This is a genomic window from Pseudomonas sp. NPDC087690 (genome assembly GCF_044743175.1).
In the GTDB taxonomy this organism is placed as follows: domain Bacteria; phylum Pseudomonadota; class Gammaproteobacteria; order Pseudomonadales; family Pseudomonadaceae; genus Aquipseudomonas.
Map to the genome: position 1 here is coordinate 69,039 of NZ_JBIUVX010000010.1, position 20,706 is coordinate 89,744.

The window sequence follows — 20,706 nt, forward strand, 5'->3', positions numbered from 1 at the left end:
CAAAACCACCTGTTTTTTATGTTTATGCAGAATTTCTATCTGCAAATCGTCTCCAGCGCAACGAAACAGAGATAAATATTCTTCTTGCCCGGGCCTATGATTGTTGTAGGACAAGATTTCTTCTACCGAAGAATGACTGCCAGCTCACTACAAGAAATTCACAAGATCGAGCGTAGAAGCCATGACCCAAGCGTATGAACCGCTGCGTCTGCACGTCCCTGAACCCTCGGGCCGTCCAGGCTGCAAAACCGATTTTTCCTACCTGCATCTGACCGATGCCGGTACGGTGCGCAAACCTCCCGTCGATGTAGAACCTGCCGACACCGCCGACCTGGCGCGTGGGCTGATTCGCGTGCTTGACGATCAGGGCAACGCCCTCGGCCCATGGGCTGAGAACGTGCCGGTCGAGATCCTCCGTAAAGGCATGCGCGCCATGCTCAAGACGCGCATCTACGACAACCGCATGGTGGTCGCCCAGCGTCAGAAGAAAATGTCGTTCTACATGCAGAGCCTTGGCGAAGAAGCCATCGGCAGCGCTCAGGCCCTGGCCCTGAACATCGACGACATGTGCTTCCCGACCTACCGTCAGCAAAGCATTCTGATGGCCCGCGAAGTGCCACTGGTCGACCTGATCTGCCAACTGCTGTCCAACGAGCGCGATCCGCTCAAGGGCCGTCAGTTGCCGATCATGTATTCGGTCAAGGACGCCGGTTTCTTTACCATTTCCGGCAACCTCGCCACGCAGTTCATTCAGGGCGTGGGCTGGGGCATGGCCTCGGCAATCAAGGGCGACACCAAAATCGCCTCGGCGTGGATCGGCGACGGCGCTACCGCCGAATCGGACTTCCACACCGCCCTCACCTTCGCTCACGTTTATCGCGCGCCGGTGATCCTCAACGTAGTCAACAACCAATGGGCGATTTCGACCTTCCAGGCTATCGCTGGTGGTGAAGCCACCACCTTCGCCGGACGCGGCGTCGGCTGCGGCATCGCTTCGCTGCGCGTTGACGGCAACGATTTCTACGCGGTTTACGCGGCATCCGCCTGGGCTGCCGAACGCGCCCGCCGCAACCTCGGCCCGACCATGATCGAATGGGTCACCTACCGCGCCGGCCCGCACTCGACCTCCGACGATCCGTCGAAATATCGTCCGGCCGATGATTGGAGCCACTTCCCGCTCGGCGACCCGATTGCGCGCCTGAAACAGCACCTGATCAAGGTCGGTCACTGGTCGGAAGAAGAACACACCGCCGTCAGCGCCGAACTCGAAGCCGAAGTGATTGCCGCGCAGAAACAGGCCGAACAGTACGGCACCCTCGCCGGTGGCCAGATTCCAAGCGCCGCGACCATGTTCGAAGACGTCTACAAAGAGATGCCGGAGCACTTGAAGCGCCAGCGTCAGCAGTTGGGGATCTGACATGAACGACCACAACAACAATATTCAGTTGGAAACCGCCATGACCACGACCACCATGACCATGATCCAGGCCCTGCGCTCGGCCATGGATGTGATGCTTGAGCGTGATGACAACGTGGTGGTGTTCGGTCAGGACGTCGGCTATTTCGGCGGCGTGTTCCGTTGCACCGAAGGCCTGCAGACCAAGTACGGCACCTCGCGGGTGTTCGACGCACCAATCTCGGAAAGCGGCATCGTCGGTGTGGCCGTCGGCATGGGCGCCTACGGTTTGCGTCCGGTCGCCGAGATTCAGTTCGCCGACTACGTCTACCCGGCTTCCGACCAGATCATTTCCGAAGCGGCGCGCCTGCGCTATCGCTCGGCCGGCGAGTTCACCGCGCCAATGACCCTGCGCATGCCTTGCGGTGGCGGCATCTATGGCGGTCAGACCCACAGCCAGAGCATCGAGGCGATGTTCACTCAGGTGTGCGGCTTGCGCACCGTGATGCCATCCAACCCGTATGACGCCAAAGGCCTGCTGATCGCCTCCATCGAAAACGATGACCCGGTGATCTTTCTTGAGCCGAAACGCCTGTACAACGGCCCGTTCGACGGCCACCACGACCGCCCGGTAACGCCGTGGTCGAAACACCCGCAAGCGCAGGTTCCGGACGGTTACTACACCGTGCCGCTGGACGTTGCCGCGATCACGCGGCCGGGCAAGGACGTGACCGTGCTGACTTACGGCACCACCGTGTACGTCTCGCAAGTCGCTGCCGAAGAATCCGGTGTCGACGCTGAAGTCATCGACCTGCGCAGCCTGTGGCCGCTGGACCTGGACACCATCGTCAAGTCGGTGAAGAAAACCGGCCGCTGCGTGGTGGTTCACGAAGCCACCCGCACCTGCGGTTTCGGCGCCGAACTGGTGTCGTTGGTGCAAGAGCATTGCTTCCATCACCTGGAAGCGCCGATCGAGCGCGTCACCGGTTGGGACACCCCCTACCCGCACGCGCAAGAGTGGGCGTATTTCCCAGGGCCGTCCCGAGTGGGCGCGGCGTTGAAACGGGTTATGGAGGTCTGAATGGGCACGCACGTTATCAAGATGCCGGACATCGGCGAAGGCATCGCAGAAGTAGAACTGTCGCAGTGGCACGTCAAAGTGGGCGATCTGGTCGTTGAAGATCAGGTGCTGGCAGACGTGATGACCGACAAGGCGATGGTCGATATTCCCTCGCCGGTGCACGGCAAAGTGATTGCCCTCGGCGGCCAGCCGGGTGAAGTGATGGCGGTTGGCAGTGTGCTGATCAGCATTGAGGTTGAAGGTGCCGGTAATCTGAAAGAGTCCGCCGCACCTGCGCCGGCTAAAGAAGCATTGGTTGCGCCGAAAGTTGAAACCGTTGTTGAGAGCAAACCTGCTCCAGCCGCGTTGCGTCCGGCTGCGGTTTGCCAAGGCCCGATGGTTGCCCGCGAAGCAGACGAACGTCCGCTCGCCTCGCCGGCCGTGCGCAAACATGCGCTGGATCTGGGTATTCAGTTGCGTCTGGTGCGCGGTTCCGGCCCGGCCGGTCGGGTGTTGCACGAAGACCTTGAAGCCTATCTGGCGCAAGGTCAGTCGAACGCCTCGGCGCCGGTGGCCGCTGCTTACGCCCAGCGCAACGACGAAGAACAGATTCAAGTCATCGGCATGCGCCGCAAGATCGCCCAGCGCATGCAGGACGCTACCCAGCGTGCCGCGCACTTCAGTTATGTCGAAGAAATCGACGTCACTGCGATTGAAGAATTGCGCACACACCTGAACGAAAAACACGGCGCCAGCCGTGGCAAGTTGACCTTGCTGCCGTTCCTCGTCCGCGCTTTGGTCGTCGCCCTGCGCGACTTCCCGCAAATGAACGCCCGTTACGACGACGAAGCCCAAGTCATCACCCGCCTCGGCGCGGTGCATGTCGGCGTCGCCACGCAAAGCGATGTCGGCCTGATGGTGCCGGTGGTGCGTCACGCCGAGGCGCGCAGCCTGTGGGACAGCGCCGCCGAGATTTCCCGTTTGGCCAGCGCCGCACGCAATGGCAAGGCCAGTCGCGATGAGCTGTCCGGCTCGACCATCACCCTGACCAGCCTCGGTGCACTGGGCGGCATCGTCAGCACGCCGGTGCTGAATCTGCCGGAAGTGGCGATTGTCGGCGTCAACAAAATCGTCGAACGGCCGATGGTCGTCAAAGGCCAGGTGGTGATCCGCAAGATGATGAACCTCTCCAGCTCGTTCGATCACCGCGTGGTCGACGGCATGGACGCGGCACTCTTCATCCAGGCCATTCGCGGCCTGATCGAACAACCTGCCACTTTGTTTGTGGAGTAAGGCGCGCATGCAATCTCTGAACACTACGCTGCTGATCATCGGCGGCGGCCCCGGCGGTTATGTGACGGCGATCCGCGCCGGGCAACTGGGCATTCCAACCATTCTGGTCGAAGGCCAATCGCTGGGCGGTACGTGCCTGAACATCGGCTGCATCCCGTCGAAAGCGCTGATCCATGTCGCTGAGCAGTTTCACCAGACCCGGCATCACAGTCAGCATTCGGCACTGGGCATCAGCGTTTCCGCGCCGACGCTCGACATCACTAAAAGCGTCGAGTGGAAGGACGGCATCGTTGATCGCCTGACCACCGGCGTCGCTGCACTGTTGAAGAAGAACAAGGTTCAGGTCATCAATGGCTGGGCCAAAGTCATCGACGGCAAAACCGTTGATGTCGGCGACACGCGCATCCAGTGCGAGCACCTGGTACTCGCTACCGGTTCGACCAGCGTCAATCTGCCGATCCTGCCGATTGGCGGGCCGGTCATCTCCTCCACCGAAGCGTTGGCGCCGACATCCGTGCCAAAACGTCTGGTGGTGGTGGGCGGTGGTTACATCGGTCTGGAGCTGGGCATTGCCTATCGCAAGCTCGGCGCAGAGGTCAGCGTGGTCGAGGCGCAGGATCGTATCCTGCCGGCTTACGACGCTGAACTGACGCAACCGGTGCATGACGCGCTGAAGCAACTGGGCGTGAAGCTGTACCTCAAACACAGTGTGCTGGGTTTCGACGGCACGTTGCAGGTGCGCGACCCAGAGGGCGAAACCCTGAACCTGGAAACCGATCAGGTACTGGTCGCCGTCGGTCGCAAACCGAATACCCAGGGCTGGAACCTTGAAGCGTTGAATCTGGACATGAACGGCTCGGCGATCAAGATCGACAGCCGCTGCCAGACCAGCATGCGCAACGTCTACGCCATCGGCGATCTGAGCGGCGAGCCGATGCTGGCCCACCGCGCCATGGCCCAAGGCGAAATGGTTGCCGAGTTGATCAGCGGCAAAACCCGTGAATTCAACCCGACTGCCATTGCTGCGGTGTGCTTCACCGACCCGGAACTGGTGGTGGTCGGCAAGACACCGGACGAGGCAAAAGCTGCGGGGCTGGACTGCATTGTTTCCAGTTTCCCGTTCGCGGCGAATGGCCGGGCGATGACGCTGGAGTCGAAAAGCGGCTTCGTGCGCGTGGTCGCTCGTCGGGATAACCATGTGATTGTCGGCTGGCAAGCGGTTGGCGTGGGTGTTTCCGAATTGTCGACGGCGTTTGCGCAGAGCCTGGAAATGGGCGCACGGCTGGAAGACATCGGCGGCACCATTCATGCGCATCCGACTTTGGGTGAAGCGGTGCAGGAAGCGGCGTTGCGTGCCCTTGGCCATGCACTCCACCTGTGAGTGAGGGTGGCAATGATGGCCCCATCGCGAGCAGGCTCACTCCTACATTTTGGAATGCATTCCCTTGTAGGAGTGAGCCTGCTCGCGATTTCTTGAGAACAACGCGATTTATCTGCCTGTCATCCGATAGTCCGGGCTGCGAAACCGCTCAAGAATGAAGTATTGTTGTGCCCATCCAAAAAACGTCAGAAGCCTTGAACCGTTTCGACGGTTGTTCAGTGATAGAGGGTGTCATGGGTAACGAAAGCATCAATTGGGACAAGCTGGGTTTTGACTACATCAAGACCGACAAACGCTATCTGTCGTACTTTCGCGATGGCGAGTGGGACAAAGGCACCCTGACCGAAGATAACGTGCTGCACATCAGCGAAGGCTCGACTGCCCTTCACTATGGCCAGCAGTGCTTCGAAGGCATGAAGGCCTATCGTTGCAAGGACGGCTCGATCAACCTGTTCCGCCCGGACCAGAACGCCCTGCGCATGCAGCGCAGCTGCGCGCGTCTGCTGATGCCGACGGTCGACACCGAGCAGTTCATCGAAGCGTGCAAAGCCGTGGTTCGCGCCAACGAGCGCTTCATTCCACCATACGGCACCGGCGGCGCGCTGTATCTGCGTCCGTTCGTGATCGGCGTGGGTGACAACATCGGCGTGCGCACTGCACCCGAGTTCATCTTCTCGATCTTCTGCATTCCGGTCGGCGCCTACTTCAAGGGCGGCCTGACCCCGCACAACTTCCAGATCTCCAGCTACGACCGCGCCGCCCCACAAGGCACCGGCGCCGCCAAGGTCGGTGGCAACTACGCCGCCAGCCTGATGCCGGGCTCGAAAGCGAAGAAAGCCAACTTCGCCGACGCGATCTACCTGGACCCGATGACCCACACCAAGATCGAAGAAGTCGGTTCGGCCAACTTCTTCGGGATCACCCACGACAACAAGTTCATCACCCCGAACTCGCCGTCGGTTCTGCCAGGCATCACCCGCCTGTCGCTGATCGAACTGGCCAAGTCCCGTCTGGGTCTGGAAGTGGTTGAAGGCGACGTGCTGATCGACAAGCTGTCGGACTTCAAGGAAGCCGGTGCCTGTGGTACTGCGGCAGTGATCACTCCGATCGGTGGCATCAGCTACAACGACCATCTGCACGTGTTCCACAGCGAAACCGAAGTCGGCCCAGTGACCCAGAAGCTCTACAAAGAGCTGACGGGCGTGCAGACCGGCGACATCGAAGCGCCAGCGGGCTGGATCGTCAAGGTTTGATCTGACGGCTGCTGATGTAGAAAAGCCCTCCACCGAGTGATTGGTGGGGGGCTTTTTTTGTGGCGTTTGGCGGGATATGTGTGGCGTGCTGGCGATCCTTTCCCCCTCACCCCAGCCCTCTCCCCCAGAGGGGCGAGGGGGAAAGGGAGCCGATTTTTGTGCTTTTCAAAACCTGAGTTCGACTTGATCGTTCAGGTCAATGTAGTACGCGAGAACACCTCGGTCGGCCCCCTCTCCCTATGGGCGGTCCGACGTTTCGGGAGGGCTGGGGTGAGGGTATGCTTTTAGCTCTTAAAGGCAATCCGTTTGCCTGCACGGTTGGCAATCCCGCTCGCCTGCCCATTCTGCTGCTTGCCCATCCGCGCCTGCGTAATCAACCCCGGAATCAACTCCCCCTCCGGCAGATTTTTCCAGAACCGCGCCGGCAAATGCCCCTGCATGACCTTCTCGTTCAACCGCGCCGGATTGAAGATGTGGCTGTAATAAGTCAGCCACAGATCACCGTGAGGATCGTCGACGTTCTGCGCCAGTTGCTGCCATTCCAGCGGGCATTGACGCTGATGGATCAGTTGTTCGCCATCGTAATAAACCCCGTCACGCGGCGTGGCGATCAGCCAGCGATGCTGGCCCATGCGCCCGACGAAATGCTCGCTGGCGCTGAGCAGGATGTCGTGAGCCGGTTCGTGCCACGCCACGTATTGCGGGCCTTGGCTGTTTTTCGGCCGTTCAATGAAGCGCACAAACGCATGCAGGTGATGAGCTTCGCGGCGCACTTGTTTGATTCGCCGCTGCAACTCGCTGCCCAGCTTGTCACCGGCCATCATTGCCGTGCGATCACCGTGGCTGACGCGCCACAACACTTCGTACAACAGACTCCAGCGTTGATCACCACGGTATTGCGCGGCGTGCTCCAGCGTTTCGAGCAGTACACGCGGGATCTTCGCCATAAATGGACCTTGCCCTTCAGGCACAGGGGCATCACTGGCAAACAGATCGCCCACGCCTTCCGAGGCCCAGCTCACCAGGCTCGGATCGACTTCATGGCTGAGCAGCCAGCGTGCCTGCTGACGCCAGGTGTCGAACATATCGTCGCAGTCGAGATTGATCATCCCCACAATCCCATCTGTTGCGGCATCGGCCGGTCGCGTAATTGTTGATAGAGCAAGTGGCTGGTGACCTCGGCCTGCTGCGGATGGTAGTCGCTTGTAATGATGAAGGGTTTGGCCTTGGCCAGGACGCAGCGCATGCGTGCGACATCTTCGTAGCGGATCTTGCGTTGTCGGCGCAGCTCGACCAGACGTTCGGTGGTGCGCAAACCAATGCCGGGAATACGCGCGATCAATGACGCCTCGGCGCGGTTCAGATCCAGTGGGAACACCTCGCGATTCTGCAACGCCCACGCCAGTTTCGGGTCGATGTCCAAGGCCAGATTGCCCGGCCCCTTGAACAGTTCGTCGGCACGGTAACCGTAGCTGCGCAGGAGGAAATCGGCCTGGTACAAACGGTGCTCGCGCATCAGCGGCGGCGCGGCCAGTGGCACGCTTTTCGGGCTGTCGGGGATCGGACTGAAGGCCGAATAGTAAACGCGACGCAAGCGGTAGTTGCCGTACAACGACTGAGCACTGTGCAAGATCGTGCTGTCGTCAGTGTCATCGGCGCCCACAATCAGTTGCGTGCTCTGCCCGGCAGGGGCGAACTTCGCCGAACGCGGTTCGTTCAAAACGGTCTGCACACCGGTGTAAATTGTGTTCATCGCTTGCTTGATCGAAGCGATGTCTTTCTCCGGAGCCAGGGTTTGCAAACTGGCATCGGTGGGCAGTTCGATGTTCACGCTCAGCCGATCGGCGTAACGCCCCGCCTCCTCAATCAGTGCAGGGTCGGCGTCGGGAATGGTCTTGAGATGGATGTAGCCGCGAAACTCATGTTCTTCGCGCAACAGCTTCGCCACCCGCACCAGTTGCTCCATGGTGTAGTCCGCCGAGCGGATGATCCCGGAGCTGAGGAACAGCCCGCTGACACAGTTGCGCCGGTAGAAATCCAGGGTCAGCGTCACCACCTCTTCGGGTGTGAAGCGGGCCCGCGGTACGTCGCTGGAGCGGCGATTGACGCAGTACTGGCAATCGTAAAGGCAGAAATTGGTCAGCAGAATTTTCAACAACGACACGCAACGCCCGTCCGGCGTGTAGCTGTGGCAGATGCCCATGCCATCGGTCGAGCCCAGCCCGCTCTTGCCCTCGGAGCTGCGCTTGGGCGCGCCACTACTCGCACAGGACGCGTCGTACTTGGCGGCGTCGGCGAGGATGCTCAGCTTGTCGATGATTTGCATGGCGCGGGCTCTTTACTGTTTGGATATACAGTATAGCGTCACGAACGTGGGCACAAGGTTGGGCACGACCCCTCGTCGGCTTAGAGCGAAGATCAAAAGATCGCAGCGTCCCGCAGCTCCTACGTAGATTCGGGATCGGGATTTATCGGATGCACCCGATTTTCATCGGGTGTACACCCGCCCTGTAGGAGCTGCCGCAGACTGCGATCTTTTGATCTGGCCATTTTCATTCGCCAACTCAACGCCAAACCGCACGGCGATTTCCCTGCGCCCCACCACGGTCAACGCCAACGCCCGACTGTCCAGATCCTGCGTCAGCCACTTGCGCTTCAACGCGGTTTGCAACAGCGCCGCCCCCAGCGATCCGCCGAGATGCGGGCGGCGCATGCTCCAGTCCAGGCACGGGCAGGCAAACTTGCGCCGCAACGTAGTCAAATCCCGCACTTCAATGCCCAAGCCTTCGAACAACGCCGCGCCACTGTCGCTCAAGCAATACGCTTGCTCGTCCGACTCGTCCAGCCACCCCGCCTCGAGCAAACGGTCATGCAGCAACACCGCCAGCGTCCCCGCCATGTGGTCGTAGCACGTGCGGGCGAATTGCAGGCGATCCGGCGTGTGCGGTTTGAAGGTCGGTGTGGCGCTCTGGCCGATCACCATCAACGCTTCCAGCGCCTGGGCCACGCGTTGGTCGGCCAGGCTGTAATAACGATGACGACCCTGCACGTGCAGGCGCACCAACGCCAGATCCTTGAGCTTGGCCAGGTGCGCGCTGGCGGTAGACGCGCTGACTTCGGCGATGGCCGCCAACTCGGTGCTGGTGCGCGCGTGGCCGTCCATCAGCGAGCAGAGGATTTTCGTTCGCGCCGGCTCCGCGATGGCGGCAGCCACCTGCGAGACGCCGATGTCTTGATGTTCTGCGTGCATATTTCGCTCCCCGACGAATCATCGCCGCTGAGCACTGACGATACTCGCATCACTTTCTCGACGACAAGGCTGCGAACCATGGACCCGATCAGCGCTGCGACTCATGCCGACCCCTATCCTTATTACGCCGGACTGCGTGCTCAGGGCGGATTCACGTTTCATCACGAACTGAGACTGTGGGTCGCCAGCAGTGCCCGGGCGGTGTGTGCGGTGCTGGCGCATACCGATTGCCGGGTGCGTCCGGCGCAGGAACCGGTGCCCACGGCGATTGCTTCGGGCATGGCGGGCGAGGTGTTCGGGCAATTGATGCGGATGAATGATGGCGAGCGTCAGCGCTGCCCGCGTTCGGCGATCGAGCCTGCGCTTGAGTTGATTGATGAGGCCCAAGTACGAGCATTGGTAGCCGCGCGACTGATCACTGTAAACACCGACGGCCTGTATAAAGCCATGTTTCGCGGCCCGGTGTGCGTGGTTGCGGCGCTACTCGGCTTCACCCCGGCACAGGGTCGAGCCGTCAGTGAGCTGACCGCCGACTTCGTCACCTGCCTGTCGCCATTGAGCAATGACCTGCAACTGATGGCCGCACATTCGGCGGCGGAGCGGTTGCGCGATTATTTCATCGAGTTGCTGGCGCAAGCGGATAGCGCGTTGCTGACGGTGATCAAGCAGCGATTTGACGGCGCTGAAGAAACGTTGATTGCCAATCTGATCGGGCTTTGTTCACAGACTCACGAAGCCACTGCGGGATTGATCGGCAACGCGCTGCTGGCGTTGCGACGGCAACCTGAGTTGCGCGACGCACCGACGCAGGCGTTGTTGGCCGAAGTGCAGCGTTTCGACCCGCCAGTGCAAAACACCCGACGGTTTGTGGCTCAGGCTTGTGAGATTGATGGCGTTCGGGTCGAGGCTGGAGATGTGATTCTGGTGCTGCTGGCCTCGGCCAATCGCGATCCGGCGCTCAATCAACAGCCCGACGCGTTTTTGCTGGAGCGCACGAATCGGCGCAGTTTCAGTTTTGGCAGTGGCCGGCATCATTGCCCGGGGCAGTTGCTGGCGATGAGTATCGCCAGTGCGACGGTCAGCGAACTCCTCGCTCACGGCGTCGACCCGAACCGGCTGCACTGGCAGTACCGCCCGTCTCTCAACGGGCGCATCCCGATGTTCAGCGAAGCCACGGCTTAAGCGTTACGCAGCTCGATGGTCAGATGCGCCAGCTCATGCACTGGCGCCAACCGCTCGCGAATCGCTTGCGCCGTGACATCCGCTGCCGCGACCACACTGACGATCGCCGCCCGCGCCTGCGGGCCGACTTGCCAGACGTGCAGGTCGCTGATGCGCACGTCGTTGGAGGATTCCAGCAGCTGGCGAATCTCTGCAGCCACCGGCTCATCGGTGGCGTCGAGCAACACCGCAGCACTGTCGCGCATCAGGTTGTACGCCCACTTGGCAATGACGATGGCACCGACAATCCCCATCACCGGGTCCAGCCACACCCAACCCAGATAACGCCCGGCCAGCAACGCGGCAATCGCCAGCACCGAGGTCAAGGCATCGGCCAGTACATGGACGTAGGCCGAACGCAGGTTGTTGTCGTGATGGTGATGATGATCGTGGCCATGAGCATGCGCGTGGCCGTGGTCATGACCGTGAGGCCCCATCAGCAGGAAGGCACTGATCAGGTTCACCGCCAGGCCCACAATCGCGATCACCGTAGCCTCGCCAAACGCCACCGTGGTGGGCTGGAACAAACGCAAAACGGACTCACCGGCAATGCCCAACGAGACCAGCCCCAAAATCATCGCCGAGGCAAAACCGGCCAGATCGCCGACCTTGCCGGTGCCGAAACTGTAGCGTTGCGCCGGGCGAAGCCGTACGCCGCCGCGGCAATGCCCAACGCGCCAGCGTGGGTGGCCATGTGGAAACCGTCGGCCAGCAGCGCCATCGAACCGGTGACGTAACCGGCGGCGATCTCGGCAATCATCATCACGAATGTCAGCACGACGACCCACAAGGTGCGGCGGCCATTTTCATCGTGAGAAGCGCCGAGAAACTGGTGGTCGTGACTGAAGTGTTCAGCTTTCGGAGTCAGAGTCATGATGTCTGCGCTCTATTTGGAGTAACGGCGGATGGCTTGCAGCAATTCTTCAACGCCCTGTGCGCGTTCGTCGTCGCGCAGGCCCGCAAGGGCAACGTGTTCGCGGGCGTGGGCCTCGATGAATTGCTCCATCAGCCCATTGACCGCACCGCGAATTGCCGCGACCAGATGCAGCGTCTTGGCGCAATCGGCATCACCCTCCAGCGCTTTCTCGACCGCCTGCACCTGCCCGGCTATCCGCCGTACGCGGTTGAGCAGTTCGTCTTTGTGTTGGTGAATGTGCGACATACCTATACCCCTTACCCCTATATGGCGAGAATGATCATCGATGGCTTCGACAATGGCAAGACCGGTCAGGTGTTCAGGGTTGGAAGCGGTTTTGGGAACAACTCCCCCCCTGTGGGAGCGGGCTTGCCCGCGAAGGCGGCGTACCTGACTGCAGAGTTGCTGGATGTGCCGGCCACTTCGCGGTCAAGCCCGCTCCCACAGGTATTTGTGGTGTCGAAAAGTTATGGGGTCGGCGCTGGCGGCCGGAAAAACGCAGCATCATTTCGGCATCATCGTGCGGGCTACAGCGCCTTGCGCCTTTGCCTACAACTACGCCAGAATCCGCCGGCTTGTGCGGTTTGAGGGCTGCCGGTAGCTTGGTTCGCGTCACTGAATGTTCAGTGATCGGGTTTAGTCGCTCGGTAATCTATTCAAACTGCATAACATTCCAGACAGTAGGTATTTCGGTACCTCACTCAATGGTAGCTGTGCGCAGGGCGCCTTCGGGTGCGCCGGTTTGGGTGGGTTTCCGGTCGACTAACCTGTGCATAGCTGCCACCTTCTGGTTTAGTCGCGAGGTGGTGTCAGCATCACTTTGGAAACCTCCGAAATGTTAAAAGTAACGCCAAATCCGCCAGAAGCGGATGCCACAACCGAATCAGATCCAGTATCCCCCTACTCCACGCTCGACCCGACAAAACTCAACGAGGCCGCCGAACGTGCCCTCGACCACTACCTCAAACCTCCCGCCCCACCCCAGCGAACGCCCAGCACCATGTTCCTCGTCGCCCCGGACATGGACACCGAATCCCTGCTGGCCCACGCCTGCGAATCCATGGCCTCGGCCAGCATCATGCTCAGCGACTTCGCCGGCCTGCTCGAAACGCCCTACCGCAACACCCTGCTAGGCATCCAGCAAGTGGTCATGCTCGGCGAGCTCGCGGTCAACCGCGCCCTCGACAAACTCGAACCCGACCCGAGGCAATGACCATGACCAACAAAACAGATGCACAGGTTGTCGCCTGCGCCGTCACCGCCCTCGCCCAACTCGATGAACTGGCCGAAATGGCGCACGCAGCCTGATCGACCGCGTAATCGTTCTTCGCGAGCAGGCTCGCTCCCACAGCTTCGCGGTTGCTCACAGCATTTGAGTACACCGCCATGCCAATGTGGGAGCGAGCCTGCTCGCGAAAGCAGTTGCGCATTCACCGCCGAAAATCCGCCAGGATGAACGGCGTATGGGCCCTGAGATAAGCTTCGACGTCTTCCAGCGTAGAGAGTGAATCACTGGATGATTCGATTTCACCCTCCTCATCCTCATGCGTCACTTTGACGATGTAGGCGTCACTTTCCTCAAGCAATACGCCTGAAATTTTGACCTGCCGTCCACTTTTCTCGGTAAAGGACGTCGCCTTCAGGGTTGCCACTTTCAAGGTCTGTGCAGTGCTGGCCGTGAAAGCTTTGCGTTTTGCCAGGGCACTTTTCGATACGAACATTGCGAAAATACAGCCGAGCCCCATCAACAGGATTTCTATGTTGTGAATCGGACCTCGCCGCCCTTCATGCTCCAGACTCAGCCACGCGACTGCCTTGTAAATAATCTGATCAACATCCATTTACCCGGCTCCCGAACGATATCCTGGTGATCAATCCTCCCGCGTCAAAACCTCCAGCAACTCAATCTCGAACAGCAGATTCGAATTCGGCAGAATCTTGCCCATCGTTCGCTCGCCATAGCCCAGATGCGCCGGCACCAGCAGTTTGCGTTTGCCGCCCACCTGCATGCCCATCAGCCCTTGATCCCAACCTTTGATGACCCGGCCAGTGCCAATCACGCACTGAAAAGGTTTGCCTCGGCTGTAGGAAGAATCGAACTCGCTGCCGTCTTCCAGCCAGCCGGTGTATTGGGTGGTGATCAGCGCGCCTTTGACCGCGGCTTTGCCTTCGCCCACCTGAAGATCGATTACCTGCAGTTCATCATTCATAACATTCACTCTATTGTTCAGCAGGCCGCCGTTTTCCCAGAATTGCCGGTCATTGGCAACCCGCACGCGCAGATCAACGCTGTATCCGCTTTGAGTGATGAAGCATTAACATAGCCAACCGCCACTACTTCACGGATCGATTCGCCATGCAGGCAGCGCCTAAATGATTCAGCTCTGGATCGGCCTTGCCGCCGGTACGATCATGCTGGCCGTGATTGCCCTACTGGTTTGGCGCGAACGCGGTTTGCGCCGGCAACTCGCCGAATACCGCGAATTGTTGAGCCGCGCCGCTGAAGGTCGGAATATTCATCAGGATGCTGACGCCGAGCGGTTCAAGCGCAGCCAGTATTTTGCCCGCACAGCGGTTGGAATGGCCCGTTCAATTCGCAGGCTGGCCAAATGGAACGCCGTTGAAGGTGTGAGTGCAGCACAGGCAACCCGGCGTCATGTTCTCGGCCTTCAAGTCGGGATTGACGATTTGCAGATGGTTCTTTTCATCGACGTACAGGCCACTGAAGTAGCTCGACTCGCCCAATCGGACGATGTCCTTGCGCTCATCTTCCCGAATGGCAACCATCCAGAACAGTGGATCGGGATGATCGAGGCGAGACACCGCTTCACTGAAAATCCGATCCCAATGGCCACCCACCCGGGACAACAAGAACCGGAACAGCGGCGTGTAATCCAGCCCGTATCGTTTGCCTGGATGCATTGAACCTCGCGATGCTTCGCGGCGACTCTCGGTCTTGGTATTGCGCTGATCGCGATAATGCGCGACCGATTCATTACGTCGAACACCCCAAGTGCGCGTGTTTACTTTGCGATAAAGCGGTTTCTTGTCCAACCGATTGCTCCTGACTTGCAGCCACTCGAAACGCCCCAAGGGTTTTACCCGAACGGCGCTCGATTGCAATCATCCGTCCATGGCCAATTAGCGCTGGAGACTCAACGCGGAACCGGTTGCATCTCGACAATGGTCCCGTTGGTGATCATCACCATGACGTACTGGTCATTGATCTGCACCCACTGCGCCTGATCAACCGGTTTTTTCAGGCCTTTGGTTTTCCAGTCGATGGCTTTTTCGCTGCGTTGATAAATGTCTGGGGCGCGGTCGTTGACCTTGAGTTCGCGGTCGCTGACCGGGGATTGAACGGTGGGCTCGCTTGAGGTTTGCGCCGCTTGAACAAGTGGGCTGATCCCGGCAATGCCGGCAACGAGGGCCAGGCTGGCGATTAGGGTTTTGCTGTTCATCGGTGAACCTCCATTGATGTGTGATACCTGAACTCGGACTGTATGGTTCGGGAATCATTCCTTGTTTTTTTGCCTGGGAGGGCTCGGGGATTGTAGTCGTCAGTCAGGCCGCCATCGCTGGCAAGCCAGCTCCCACGAGGGGCCAGGGTGTTAGCGAAAGTTGCGGGCACCCCGAAAACCTGTGGGAGCTGGCTTGCCAGCGATAGGGCCGATACATTCAACCTCGTCATTGCCTGACCCGCCGCTTTCGCGAGCAAGCTCGGCTCCTACAAAAAGCATGCGTCGAGCACATTGATCCGCTTTGCACATCAATGCATGCCAATAATGCAATTAACATCCTGTTACAGCTGGGCCACCATCCGCCTCAATAAGAACCGTGCGCTGCCTCTCCGTGGCGCACGTCATAAAAGCGGTGGAGTCCTTTGTTATGACAGCCTCAATCCCACACGGCGGCTCGCGGGCCGGTGCCATTTTCCGGGTCACCTCGGGTAACTTCCTCGAACAGTTCGACTTCTTTCTGTTTGGTTTTTACGCCACGCAGATCGCGGCGGTGTTCTTTCCGGCGAGCAGTGAGTTCGCTTCCCTGATGATGACCTTTGCGGTGTTCGGCGCAGGCTTTTTGATGCGTCCACTGGGAGCCATCGTGCTCGGCGCGTACATCGATGATGTCGGCCGCCGCAAGGGCTTGATCGTTACGCTGTCGATCATGGCCAGCGGTACGATATTGATTGTGCTGGTGCCCGGATACGAAAGCATCGGCCTCTTTGCGCCAGCGCTGGTGCTGATCGGGCGCCTGCTGCAAGGCTTCTCCGCTGGTGCCGAATTGGGCGGGGTTTCGGTGTATCTGTCCGAGATCGCCACCCCGGGCCGTAAAGGCTTCTTCACCGCTTGGCAGTCAGCCAGTCAGCAAGTGGCGATCATCGTTGCCGCTGCGCTGGGCTACGCATTGAACGCGTGGATGGCGCCGGACGTAATTGCCGATTGGGGCTGGCGGATTCCGTTTTTCGTCGGCTGCATGATCGTGCCGTTCATCTTCTTTCTGCGTCGCAATCTGGCGGAAACCGAAGAATTCGCCGCGCGCAAACACCGTCCGAGCATGGGCGAAGTGTTCCGCACCCTCGGTCAGAACTGGGCCGTGGTGCTTGGCGGCATGCTGATGGTCGCCCTGACCACCACCGCGTTTTACCTGATCACCGTGTATGCGCCGACCTTCGGTAAAACCGTGCTGCACCTGAGCACGTCCGATGCGCTGCTGGTGACCTTGCTGGTGGGTGTGTCGAACTTCTTCTGGTTGCCGATTGGCGGCATGTTGTCTGATCGCATCGGTCGTCGTCCGGTGCTGATCGCGATGTCGCTGCTGGCACTGGCCACCACCTATCCGGCGCTGTCGTACCTGGTGCAGGCCCCGAGCTTCAGCCACATGTTGCTGTCGCTGCTGTGGCTGTCGTTCATCTACGGCCTGTACAACGGCGCGATGATTCCGGCGCTGACCGAGATCATGCCGGTGGAAGTGCGCGTGGCCGGTTTCTCCCTCGCGTACAGCCTGGCGACGGCGATTTTCGGCGGTTTCACCCCGGCAATGTCGACCTTCCTGATTCAGTACACCGGCGACAAAGCCGCGCCGGGTTACTGGATGAGCATCGGTGCGCTGTGCGCGTTGTGCGCCACGCTGTACCTCTATCGCCGCGCAGGCGGCCGTCTGCAACCGGTCGCAGCATAAGGAACCATGACCATGAAAAAACTCTTTAACTTCGCCGCCATCGCCCTCTGCGCTTTCAGCACCCTGGCACACGCTGAACAGCTGAACGTGATGACGTCGGGTGGCTTCACCGCCGCCTACAAAATCCTCGGGCCGAAATTCGCTGCCGCCACCGGCAACACCCTCGACACCCAACTCGGTCCGTCGATGGGCAAGGCACCGGAAGCGATCCCCAATCGCCTCGCACGCGGTGAACACGCCGACGTGGTAATCATGGTCGGCTACGCCCTCGATGATTTGATCAAGCAAGGCAAGGTCGACCCGGCTTCTCGTGTAGAACTGGCGGATTCGCGGATCGGCCTGGTGGTGCGCGAAGGTGCGCCGAAACCGGACATCAGCAGCGTCGACAATCTAAAGAAAACCTTACTCGACGCGCAGTCGGTGGCCTACTCCGACAGCGCCAGCGGCGTGTACATCGAGCAGCAGTTGTTCAAGAAACTGGGCATCGAAGATCAACTGAAACCGAAGGCCAAGATGATTGCGAAAGTCCCGGTGGGCTCGGTGGTTGCCACCGGTGACTATCAACTGGGCTTCCAGCAGGTCAGCGAACTGCTACCGGTGCCGGGCGTGAGCTTCGTCGCGAAGATTCCGGAATCGGTGCAGTCAGTGACGCGTTTTGCTGCCGGCATTCCGGTCGGCGCGCAACATCCGGAAGAGGCGAAAGCCCTGCTCGCCTACCTCGCCGCACCGGCTGCGCAACCTGACGTGCAGGCCACCGGGCTGGATTCGGTCAAGCGTTGATCGTTGGCGGCTGGACTTTCATTTCCACCACCAGCCGCTCCAGTTCCAGTGCCGCCGGGGTCAACGTACGGCCCCGGCGCTTGATGATGCCGACACTGCGCATCACTTGCGGATCGGTCAGCGGAATACGTGTCAGGATCGGATGATCCGGCCCCGGCATCGCCATTAACGGCACTGCCGCCACTCCCAATCCCGCCTCGACCAGACCAATCATCGTCGTCACATGTTTGGTTTCGCAGATGCTCTGCCGCTGCGGCACCACGGTGCTCAAGGCCTGATCGAGCAAAAAGCGGTTGCCTGAGGTCTTGTCCAGCGAGATGTAATCCTGCTGATAGAACTCGTCCCACGTCACGCTGTTGCGCCCGGCCAACGGGTGATCGCGGCGACAGGCGACGACATAGCACTCCTGCACAAGCGCTTCGAAATCGACTTTGGCATCCTGCGTACCCAAGAAACTCAAACCGAAATCCGCCTCGCCATTGACCACCGCGCTCAAGACATCGTGGGCGCTGGAATCGAGGACTTTGACCTTGATCCGCGGGAATTGCTGGTGATAGCGGGCGACCACCCGCGGCATGAAGTAGTACGCCGCCGAAGGCACGCAGGCGACGGTGACGTGGCCCAGCCGCGTCGATGCCACCTCGCTGATCCCCAGCAGGGCGATATCGAGATCATCCAGCAAGCGCTCGACACTCGGCATGAAACCGCGTCCGGCCTGGGTCAGGCTGACCTTGCGTGTGGTGCGCTCGAACAGCTTCACGCCGAGGGCGTCTTCGAGTTTTTCGATGCGCCGGCTCAGCGCCGGTTGCGACAGGCGCACGGTGTCGGCAGCCTTGCGAAAACTGCCCTGCTCGACCACGGCGCGGAAGGCTTGCAAGTCGTTGAGGTCGAAGTTGATGGCCATGGCGGGACTCAGAAAAATTGATACGCAGGGGTTATAAATGTAACCAATTGATGCCAATTATCACAGAAACAACGAAAATTCCCTGTAGGAGCTGCTGCAGGCTGCGATCTTCTGATCTTGCTTCTTCGAAGGCAAAAGCAAGATCAAAAGATCGCAGCCTCGTTGCACTCGACAGCTCCTACAGGGGATCTTCGGTGGATGAAAAGTCGCTGTAGCCCTTATCCTTGTCACCCCCCGCCGTACCGTTGTCAGGAGTTCCCCCATGCCCCATGAAGGCAATCTGTTGCAAGCCGCCGTCGTGTTTCTGTTCGCGGCCGTGCTCACCGTGCCTTTGGCCAAACGTCTGCAACTGGGCGCGGTGCTCGGTTACCTGTTTGCCGGGGTGATCATCGGCCCGTCGGTGCTGGGCCTGATCGGCAATCCACAGAGCGTTGCGCACATTTCCGAACTCGGCGTGGTGTTGCTGCTGTTCATCATCGGTCTGGAACTGTCGCCGCGACGCTTGTGGGTGATGCGCAAATCGGTATTCGGCGTCGGTCTGGCGCAGGTGCTGCTGACCGCTTCGGTGATCGGCGTGCTGGCGTTGTCGGTGTTCGGCCAACCGTTGAACAGCGCGATTGTGCTCGGCCTCGGACTCGCCTTGTCGTCCACGGCGTTCGGTCTGCAAAGCCTCGCCGAACGAAAAGAGCTGACCAGCCCCCATGGACGTCTGGCATTTGCGATTCTGCTGTTCCAGGACATCGCCGCGATCCCGTTGATTGCTTTGGTGCCGATGCTCGCGGGTGGCAATCACACCACCAGCACCGCCGAAGATCTGAATCACGCCTTGCAAGTGCTCGGCGGCATCGCCGTGGTGGTGGTTGGTGGACGTTATCTGTTGCGTCCGGTGTTCCGCGTGGTGGCGAAAACCGGTCTGCCGGAAGTCTCCACGGCCACCGCGTTGCTGGTGGTGATCGGCACGGCGTGGCTGATGGATCTGGTCGGCGTGTCGATGGCGTTGGGGGCGTTTCTTGCCGGTTTGCTGTTGGCGGATTCGGAATATCGCCATGAACTGGAAGCGCAGATCGAACCGTTCAAGGGCCTGCTGCTCGGGCTGTTTTTCATCAGCGTGGGCATGGGTGCGAATCTCAGTCTGCTGCTGAGTGCGCCGATCACCGTGTTGGGGCTGACACTGCTGCTGATCGGGCTGAAATTGCCGCTGTTGTTTGTCGTCGGACGCCTGGCGGGTGGCTTGAACAAGGTCAGTGCAATTCGCCTTGGCATCGTGTTGGCGGCCGGCGGTGAGTTTGCTTTTGTGGTGTTCAAGATCGGTCGCGATCAAGGCCTGTTCGAGCCGCGTCTGTACGACTTGCTGGTGCTGACCATCACCCTGTCGATGGCGCTGACGCCGTTGTTGCTGCTGATCTGCGCGCGACTGGTCAGCCCGAAAGTGCAGCCGGTGGAAGTGCCGGAAAAATACCGTGAGATCGACACCGAAGCCCCACGCGTGGTGATTGCCGGCATGGGCCGGATGGGCCAGATCGTCGCGCGTATCCTGCGGGCGCAGAACATCAAGTTCGTCGCGCTGGACACCTCGGTGGAAACCATCGAACTGTCGCGCAGTTTCGGCGGTGTGCCGGTGTTCTACGGCGACCCGATGCGCCCGGAAATCCTCAACGCGGCCAAGGTCGGCGAGGCGGAATATTTCGTGATTGCCACGGATGATCCGGAGACCAATATCAAAACGGCCGAGGTGGTGCGCAAGCTTTATCCGCACATGAAGATCATCGCTCGGGCCCGTAACCGTCAGCATGTGCATCGGTTGGTCGATGTGGGCGCTGAAGCGATTCGGGAAACGTATTACTCAAGTCTGGAAATGAGCCGACGCACATTGGTTGGCCTCGGTTTGACCCAGGCCCAGGCCGATGCGCGGATCAAGCGTTTCAAACACCACGACGAACAGGTGCTGGAGGCGCAACACGCGATTTACGACGATGCGGCGAAAGTCCTGCAAACCGCCCAGGAAGCCCGGGCGGAACTGGCGCGGTTGTTCGAATCCGATCAACTGGAAGAAGAATCACGCAACACCTGA

The 20,706-nt window shown here is 60.0% G+C and carries 18 protein-coding genes and 2 pseudogenes; 11 read left to right on the top strand and 9 right to left on the bottom strand.

Annotated elements, in window-relative coordinates; translation table 11 throughout:
- The first annotated feature begins 181 nt into the window (after window positions 1–181).
- From ACIPIZ_RS13480 to ACIPIZ_RS13500, 5 genes are all read left to right on the top strand, one after another.
- Window positions 182–1,417: a 3-methyl-2-oxobutanoate dehydrogenase (2-methylpropanoyl-transferring) subunit alpha gene (locus tag ACIPIZ_RS13480; RefSeq protein WP_064120886.1), complete on the top strand. Its 1,236-nt coding sequence runs from the start codon at window positions 182–184 to the stop codon at window positions 1,415–1,417.
- 1 nt (window position 1,418) lies between these two features.
- Window positions 1,419–2,477 (top strand): alpha-ketoacid dehydrogenase subunit beta, encoded by a 1,059-nt coding sequence (locus ACIPIZ_RS13485; RefSeq protein WP_064390582.1) that lies wholly within the window; start codon window positions 1,419–1,421, stop codon window positions 2,475–2,477.
- Complete coding sequence (locus ACIPIZ_RS13490) at window positions 2,478–3,749, top strand: dihydrolipoamide acetyltransferase family protein (RefSeq protein WP_150648391.1); 1,272 nt, start codon at window positions 2,478–2,480, stop codon at window positions 3,747–3,749. It abuts the gene before it with no gap.
- Window positions 3,750–3,756: 7 nt separating this feature from the next.
- Window positions 3,757–5,130 (top strand): dihydrolipoyl dehydrogenase, encoded by a 1,374-nt coding sequence (lpdA, locus tag ACIPIZ_RS13495; RefSeq protein ID WP_401165673.1) that lies wholly within the window; start codon window positions 3,757–3,759, stop codon window positions 5,128–5,130.
- A gap of 233 nt (window positions 5,131–5,363) precedes the next feature.
- Complete coding sequence (locus tag ACIPIZ_RS13500; protein ID WP_008086978.1) at window positions 5,364–6,383, top strand: branched-chain amino acid aminotransferase; 1,020 nt, start codon at window positions 5,364–5,366, stop codon at window positions 6,381–6,383.
- Window positions 6,384–6,667: 284 nt separating this feature from the next.
- Here ACIPIZ_RS13500 and ACIPIZ_RS13505 read toward each other — a convergent pair whose 3' ends face one another.
- The 3 genes from ACIPIZ_RS13505 to ACIPIZ_RS13515 all read right to left on the bottom strand — a co-directional run bounded on the left by ACIPIZ_RS13505 (window position 6,668) and on the right by ACIPIZ_RS13515 (window position 9,633).
- A complete protein-coding gene (locus tag ACIPIZ_RS13505; RefSeq protein WP_401165675.1) occupies window positions 6,668–7,492 on the bottom strand; it encodes a TIGR03915 family putative DNA repair protein in 825 nt (274 codons plus the stop codon).
- Window positions 7,489–8,709, bottom strand: a complete 1,221-nt coding sequence (locus tag ACIPIZ_RS13510) for a putative DNA modification/repair radical SAM protein (RefSeq protein WP_401165678.1) — start codon at window positions 8,707–8,709, stop codon at window positions 7,489–7,491. The genes ACIPIZ_RS13505 and ACIPIZ_RS13510 overlap by 4 nt, the downstream gene beginning before the upstream one ends.
- Window positions 8,710–8,871: 162 nt before the next feature.
- Window positions 8,872–9,633, bottom strand: a complete 762-nt coding sequence (locus ACIPIZ_RS13515) for a helix-turn-helix transcriptional regulator (protein ID WP_150648387.1) — start codon at window positions 9,631–9,633, stop codon at window positions 8,872–8,874.
- 78 nt (window positions 9,634–9,711) lie between these two features.
- On the opposite strand from ACIPIZ_RS13515, the gene ACIPIZ_RS13520 reads away from it, so the two are divergent.
- A complete protein-coding gene (locus tag ACIPIZ_RS13520) occupies window positions 9,712–10,815 on the top strand; it encodes a cytochrome P450 (protein ID WP_401165680.1) in 1,104 nt (367 codons plus the stop codon).
- Here the strand turns inward: ACIPIZ_RS13520 and dmeF are convergent.
- Together dmeF and ACIPIZ_RS13530 are read right to left on the bottom strand one after the other, a co-directional pair.
- Window positions 10,812–11,728 (bottom strand): annotated as a pseudogene (gene dmeF, locus ACIPIZ_RS13525) (CDF family Co(II)/Ni(II) efflux transporter DmeF). The gene ACIPIZ_RS13520 and the pseudogene dmeF overlap by 4 nt on opposite strands.
- Before the next feature lie 12 nt (window positions 11,729–11,740).
- Window positions 11,741–12,016: a metal/formaldehyde-sensitive transcriptional repressor gene (locus ACIPIZ_RS13530; protein WP_064390590.1), complete on the bottom strand. Its 276-nt coding sequence runs from the start codon at window positions 12,014–12,016 to the stop codon at window positions 11,741–11,743.
- Window positions 12,017–12,605: 589 nt separating this feature from the next.
- On the opposite strand from ACIPIZ_RS13530, the gene ACIPIZ_RS13535 reads away from it, so the two are divergent.
- Window positions 12,606–12,983, top strand: coding sequence for a DUF6124 family protein (locus ACIPIZ_RS13535; RefSeq protein ID WP_401165682.1), 378 nt, complete (start codon window positions 12,606–12,608; stop codon window positions 12,981–12,983).
- 217 nt (window positions 12,984–13,200) lie between these two features.
- On the opposite strand, the gene ACIPIZ_RS13540 is transcribed toward ACIPIZ_RS13535, so the two are convergent.
- The gene (locus tag ACIPIZ_RS13540) at window positions 13,201–13,611 is read right to left on the bottom strand and encodes a hypothetical protein (RefSeq protein WP_064390592.1); all 411 of its coding nucleotides are present in this window, start codon (window positions 13,609–13,611) and stop codon (window positions 13,201–13,203) included.
- Window positions 13,612–13,641: 30 nt separating this feature from the next.
- A complete protein-coding gene (locus ACIPIZ_RS13545; protein WP_401165684.1) occupies window positions 13,642–13,980 on the bottom strand; it encodes an FKBP-type peptidyl-prolyl cis-trans isomerase in 339 nt (112 codons plus the stop codon).
- Window positions 13,981–14,143: 163 nt separating this feature from the next.
- On the opposite strand from ACIPIZ_RS13545, the pseudogene ACIPIZ_RS13550 reads away from it, so the two are divergent.
- Window positions 14,144–14,338 (top strand): annotated as a pseudogene (locus tag ACIPIZ_RS13550) (diguanylate cyclase); the annotation flags it as partial.
- A gap of 587 nt (window positions 14,339–14,925) precedes the next feature.
- On the opposite strand, the gene ACIPIZ_RS13555 reads toward ACIPIZ_RS13550, so the two are convergent.
- Window positions 14,926–15,231, bottom strand: coding sequence for an RcnB family protein (locus ACIPIZ_RS13555; protein ID WP_105708736.1), 306 nt, complete (start codon window positions 15,229–15,231; stop codon window positions 14,926–14,928).
- Between the two features lie 427 nt (window positions 15,232–15,658).
- Between ACIPIZ_RS13555 and ACIPIZ_RS13560 the strand changes: the two genes are divergently transcribed.
- Together ACIPIZ_RS13560 and ACIPIZ_RS13565 are read left to right on the top strand one after the other, a co-directional pair.
- Window positions 15,659–16,951 (top strand): MFS transporter, encoded by a 1,293-nt coding sequence (locus tag ACIPIZ_RS13560; RefSeq protein ID WP_105708734.1) that lies wholly within the window; start codon window positions 15,659–15,661, stop codon window positions 16,949–16,951.
- Window positions 16,952–16,963: 12 nt separating this feature from the next.
- A complete protein-coding gene (locus ACIPIZ_RS13565; protein ID WP_105708733.1) occupies window positions 16,964–17,731 on the top strand; it encodes a substrate-binding domain-containing protein in 768 nt (255 codons plus the stop codon).
- Here the strand turns inward: ACIPIZ_RS13565 and ACIPIZ_RS13570 are convergent.
- On the bottom strand, window positions 17,721–18,635 hold the full coding sequence (locus ACIPIZ_RS13570; protein WP_105708732.1) for a LysR family transcriptional regulator: 915 nt from the start codon (window positions 18,633–18,635) through the stop codon (window positions 17,721–17,723). The two genes, ACIPIZ_RS13565 and ACIPIZ_RS13570, sit on opposite strands and share 11 nt — an antisense overlap.
- Before the next feature lie 262 nt (window positions 18,636–18,897).
- On the opposite strand from ACIPIZ_RS13570, the gene ACIPIZ_RS13575 reads away from it, so the two are divergent.
- Window positions 18,898–20,706: a monovalent cation:proton antiporter-2 (CPA2) family protein gene (locus tag ACIPIZ_RS13575; protein WP_253482919.1), complete on the top strand. Its 1,809-nt coding sequence runs from the start codon at window positions 18,898–18,900 to the stop codon at window positions 20,704–20,706.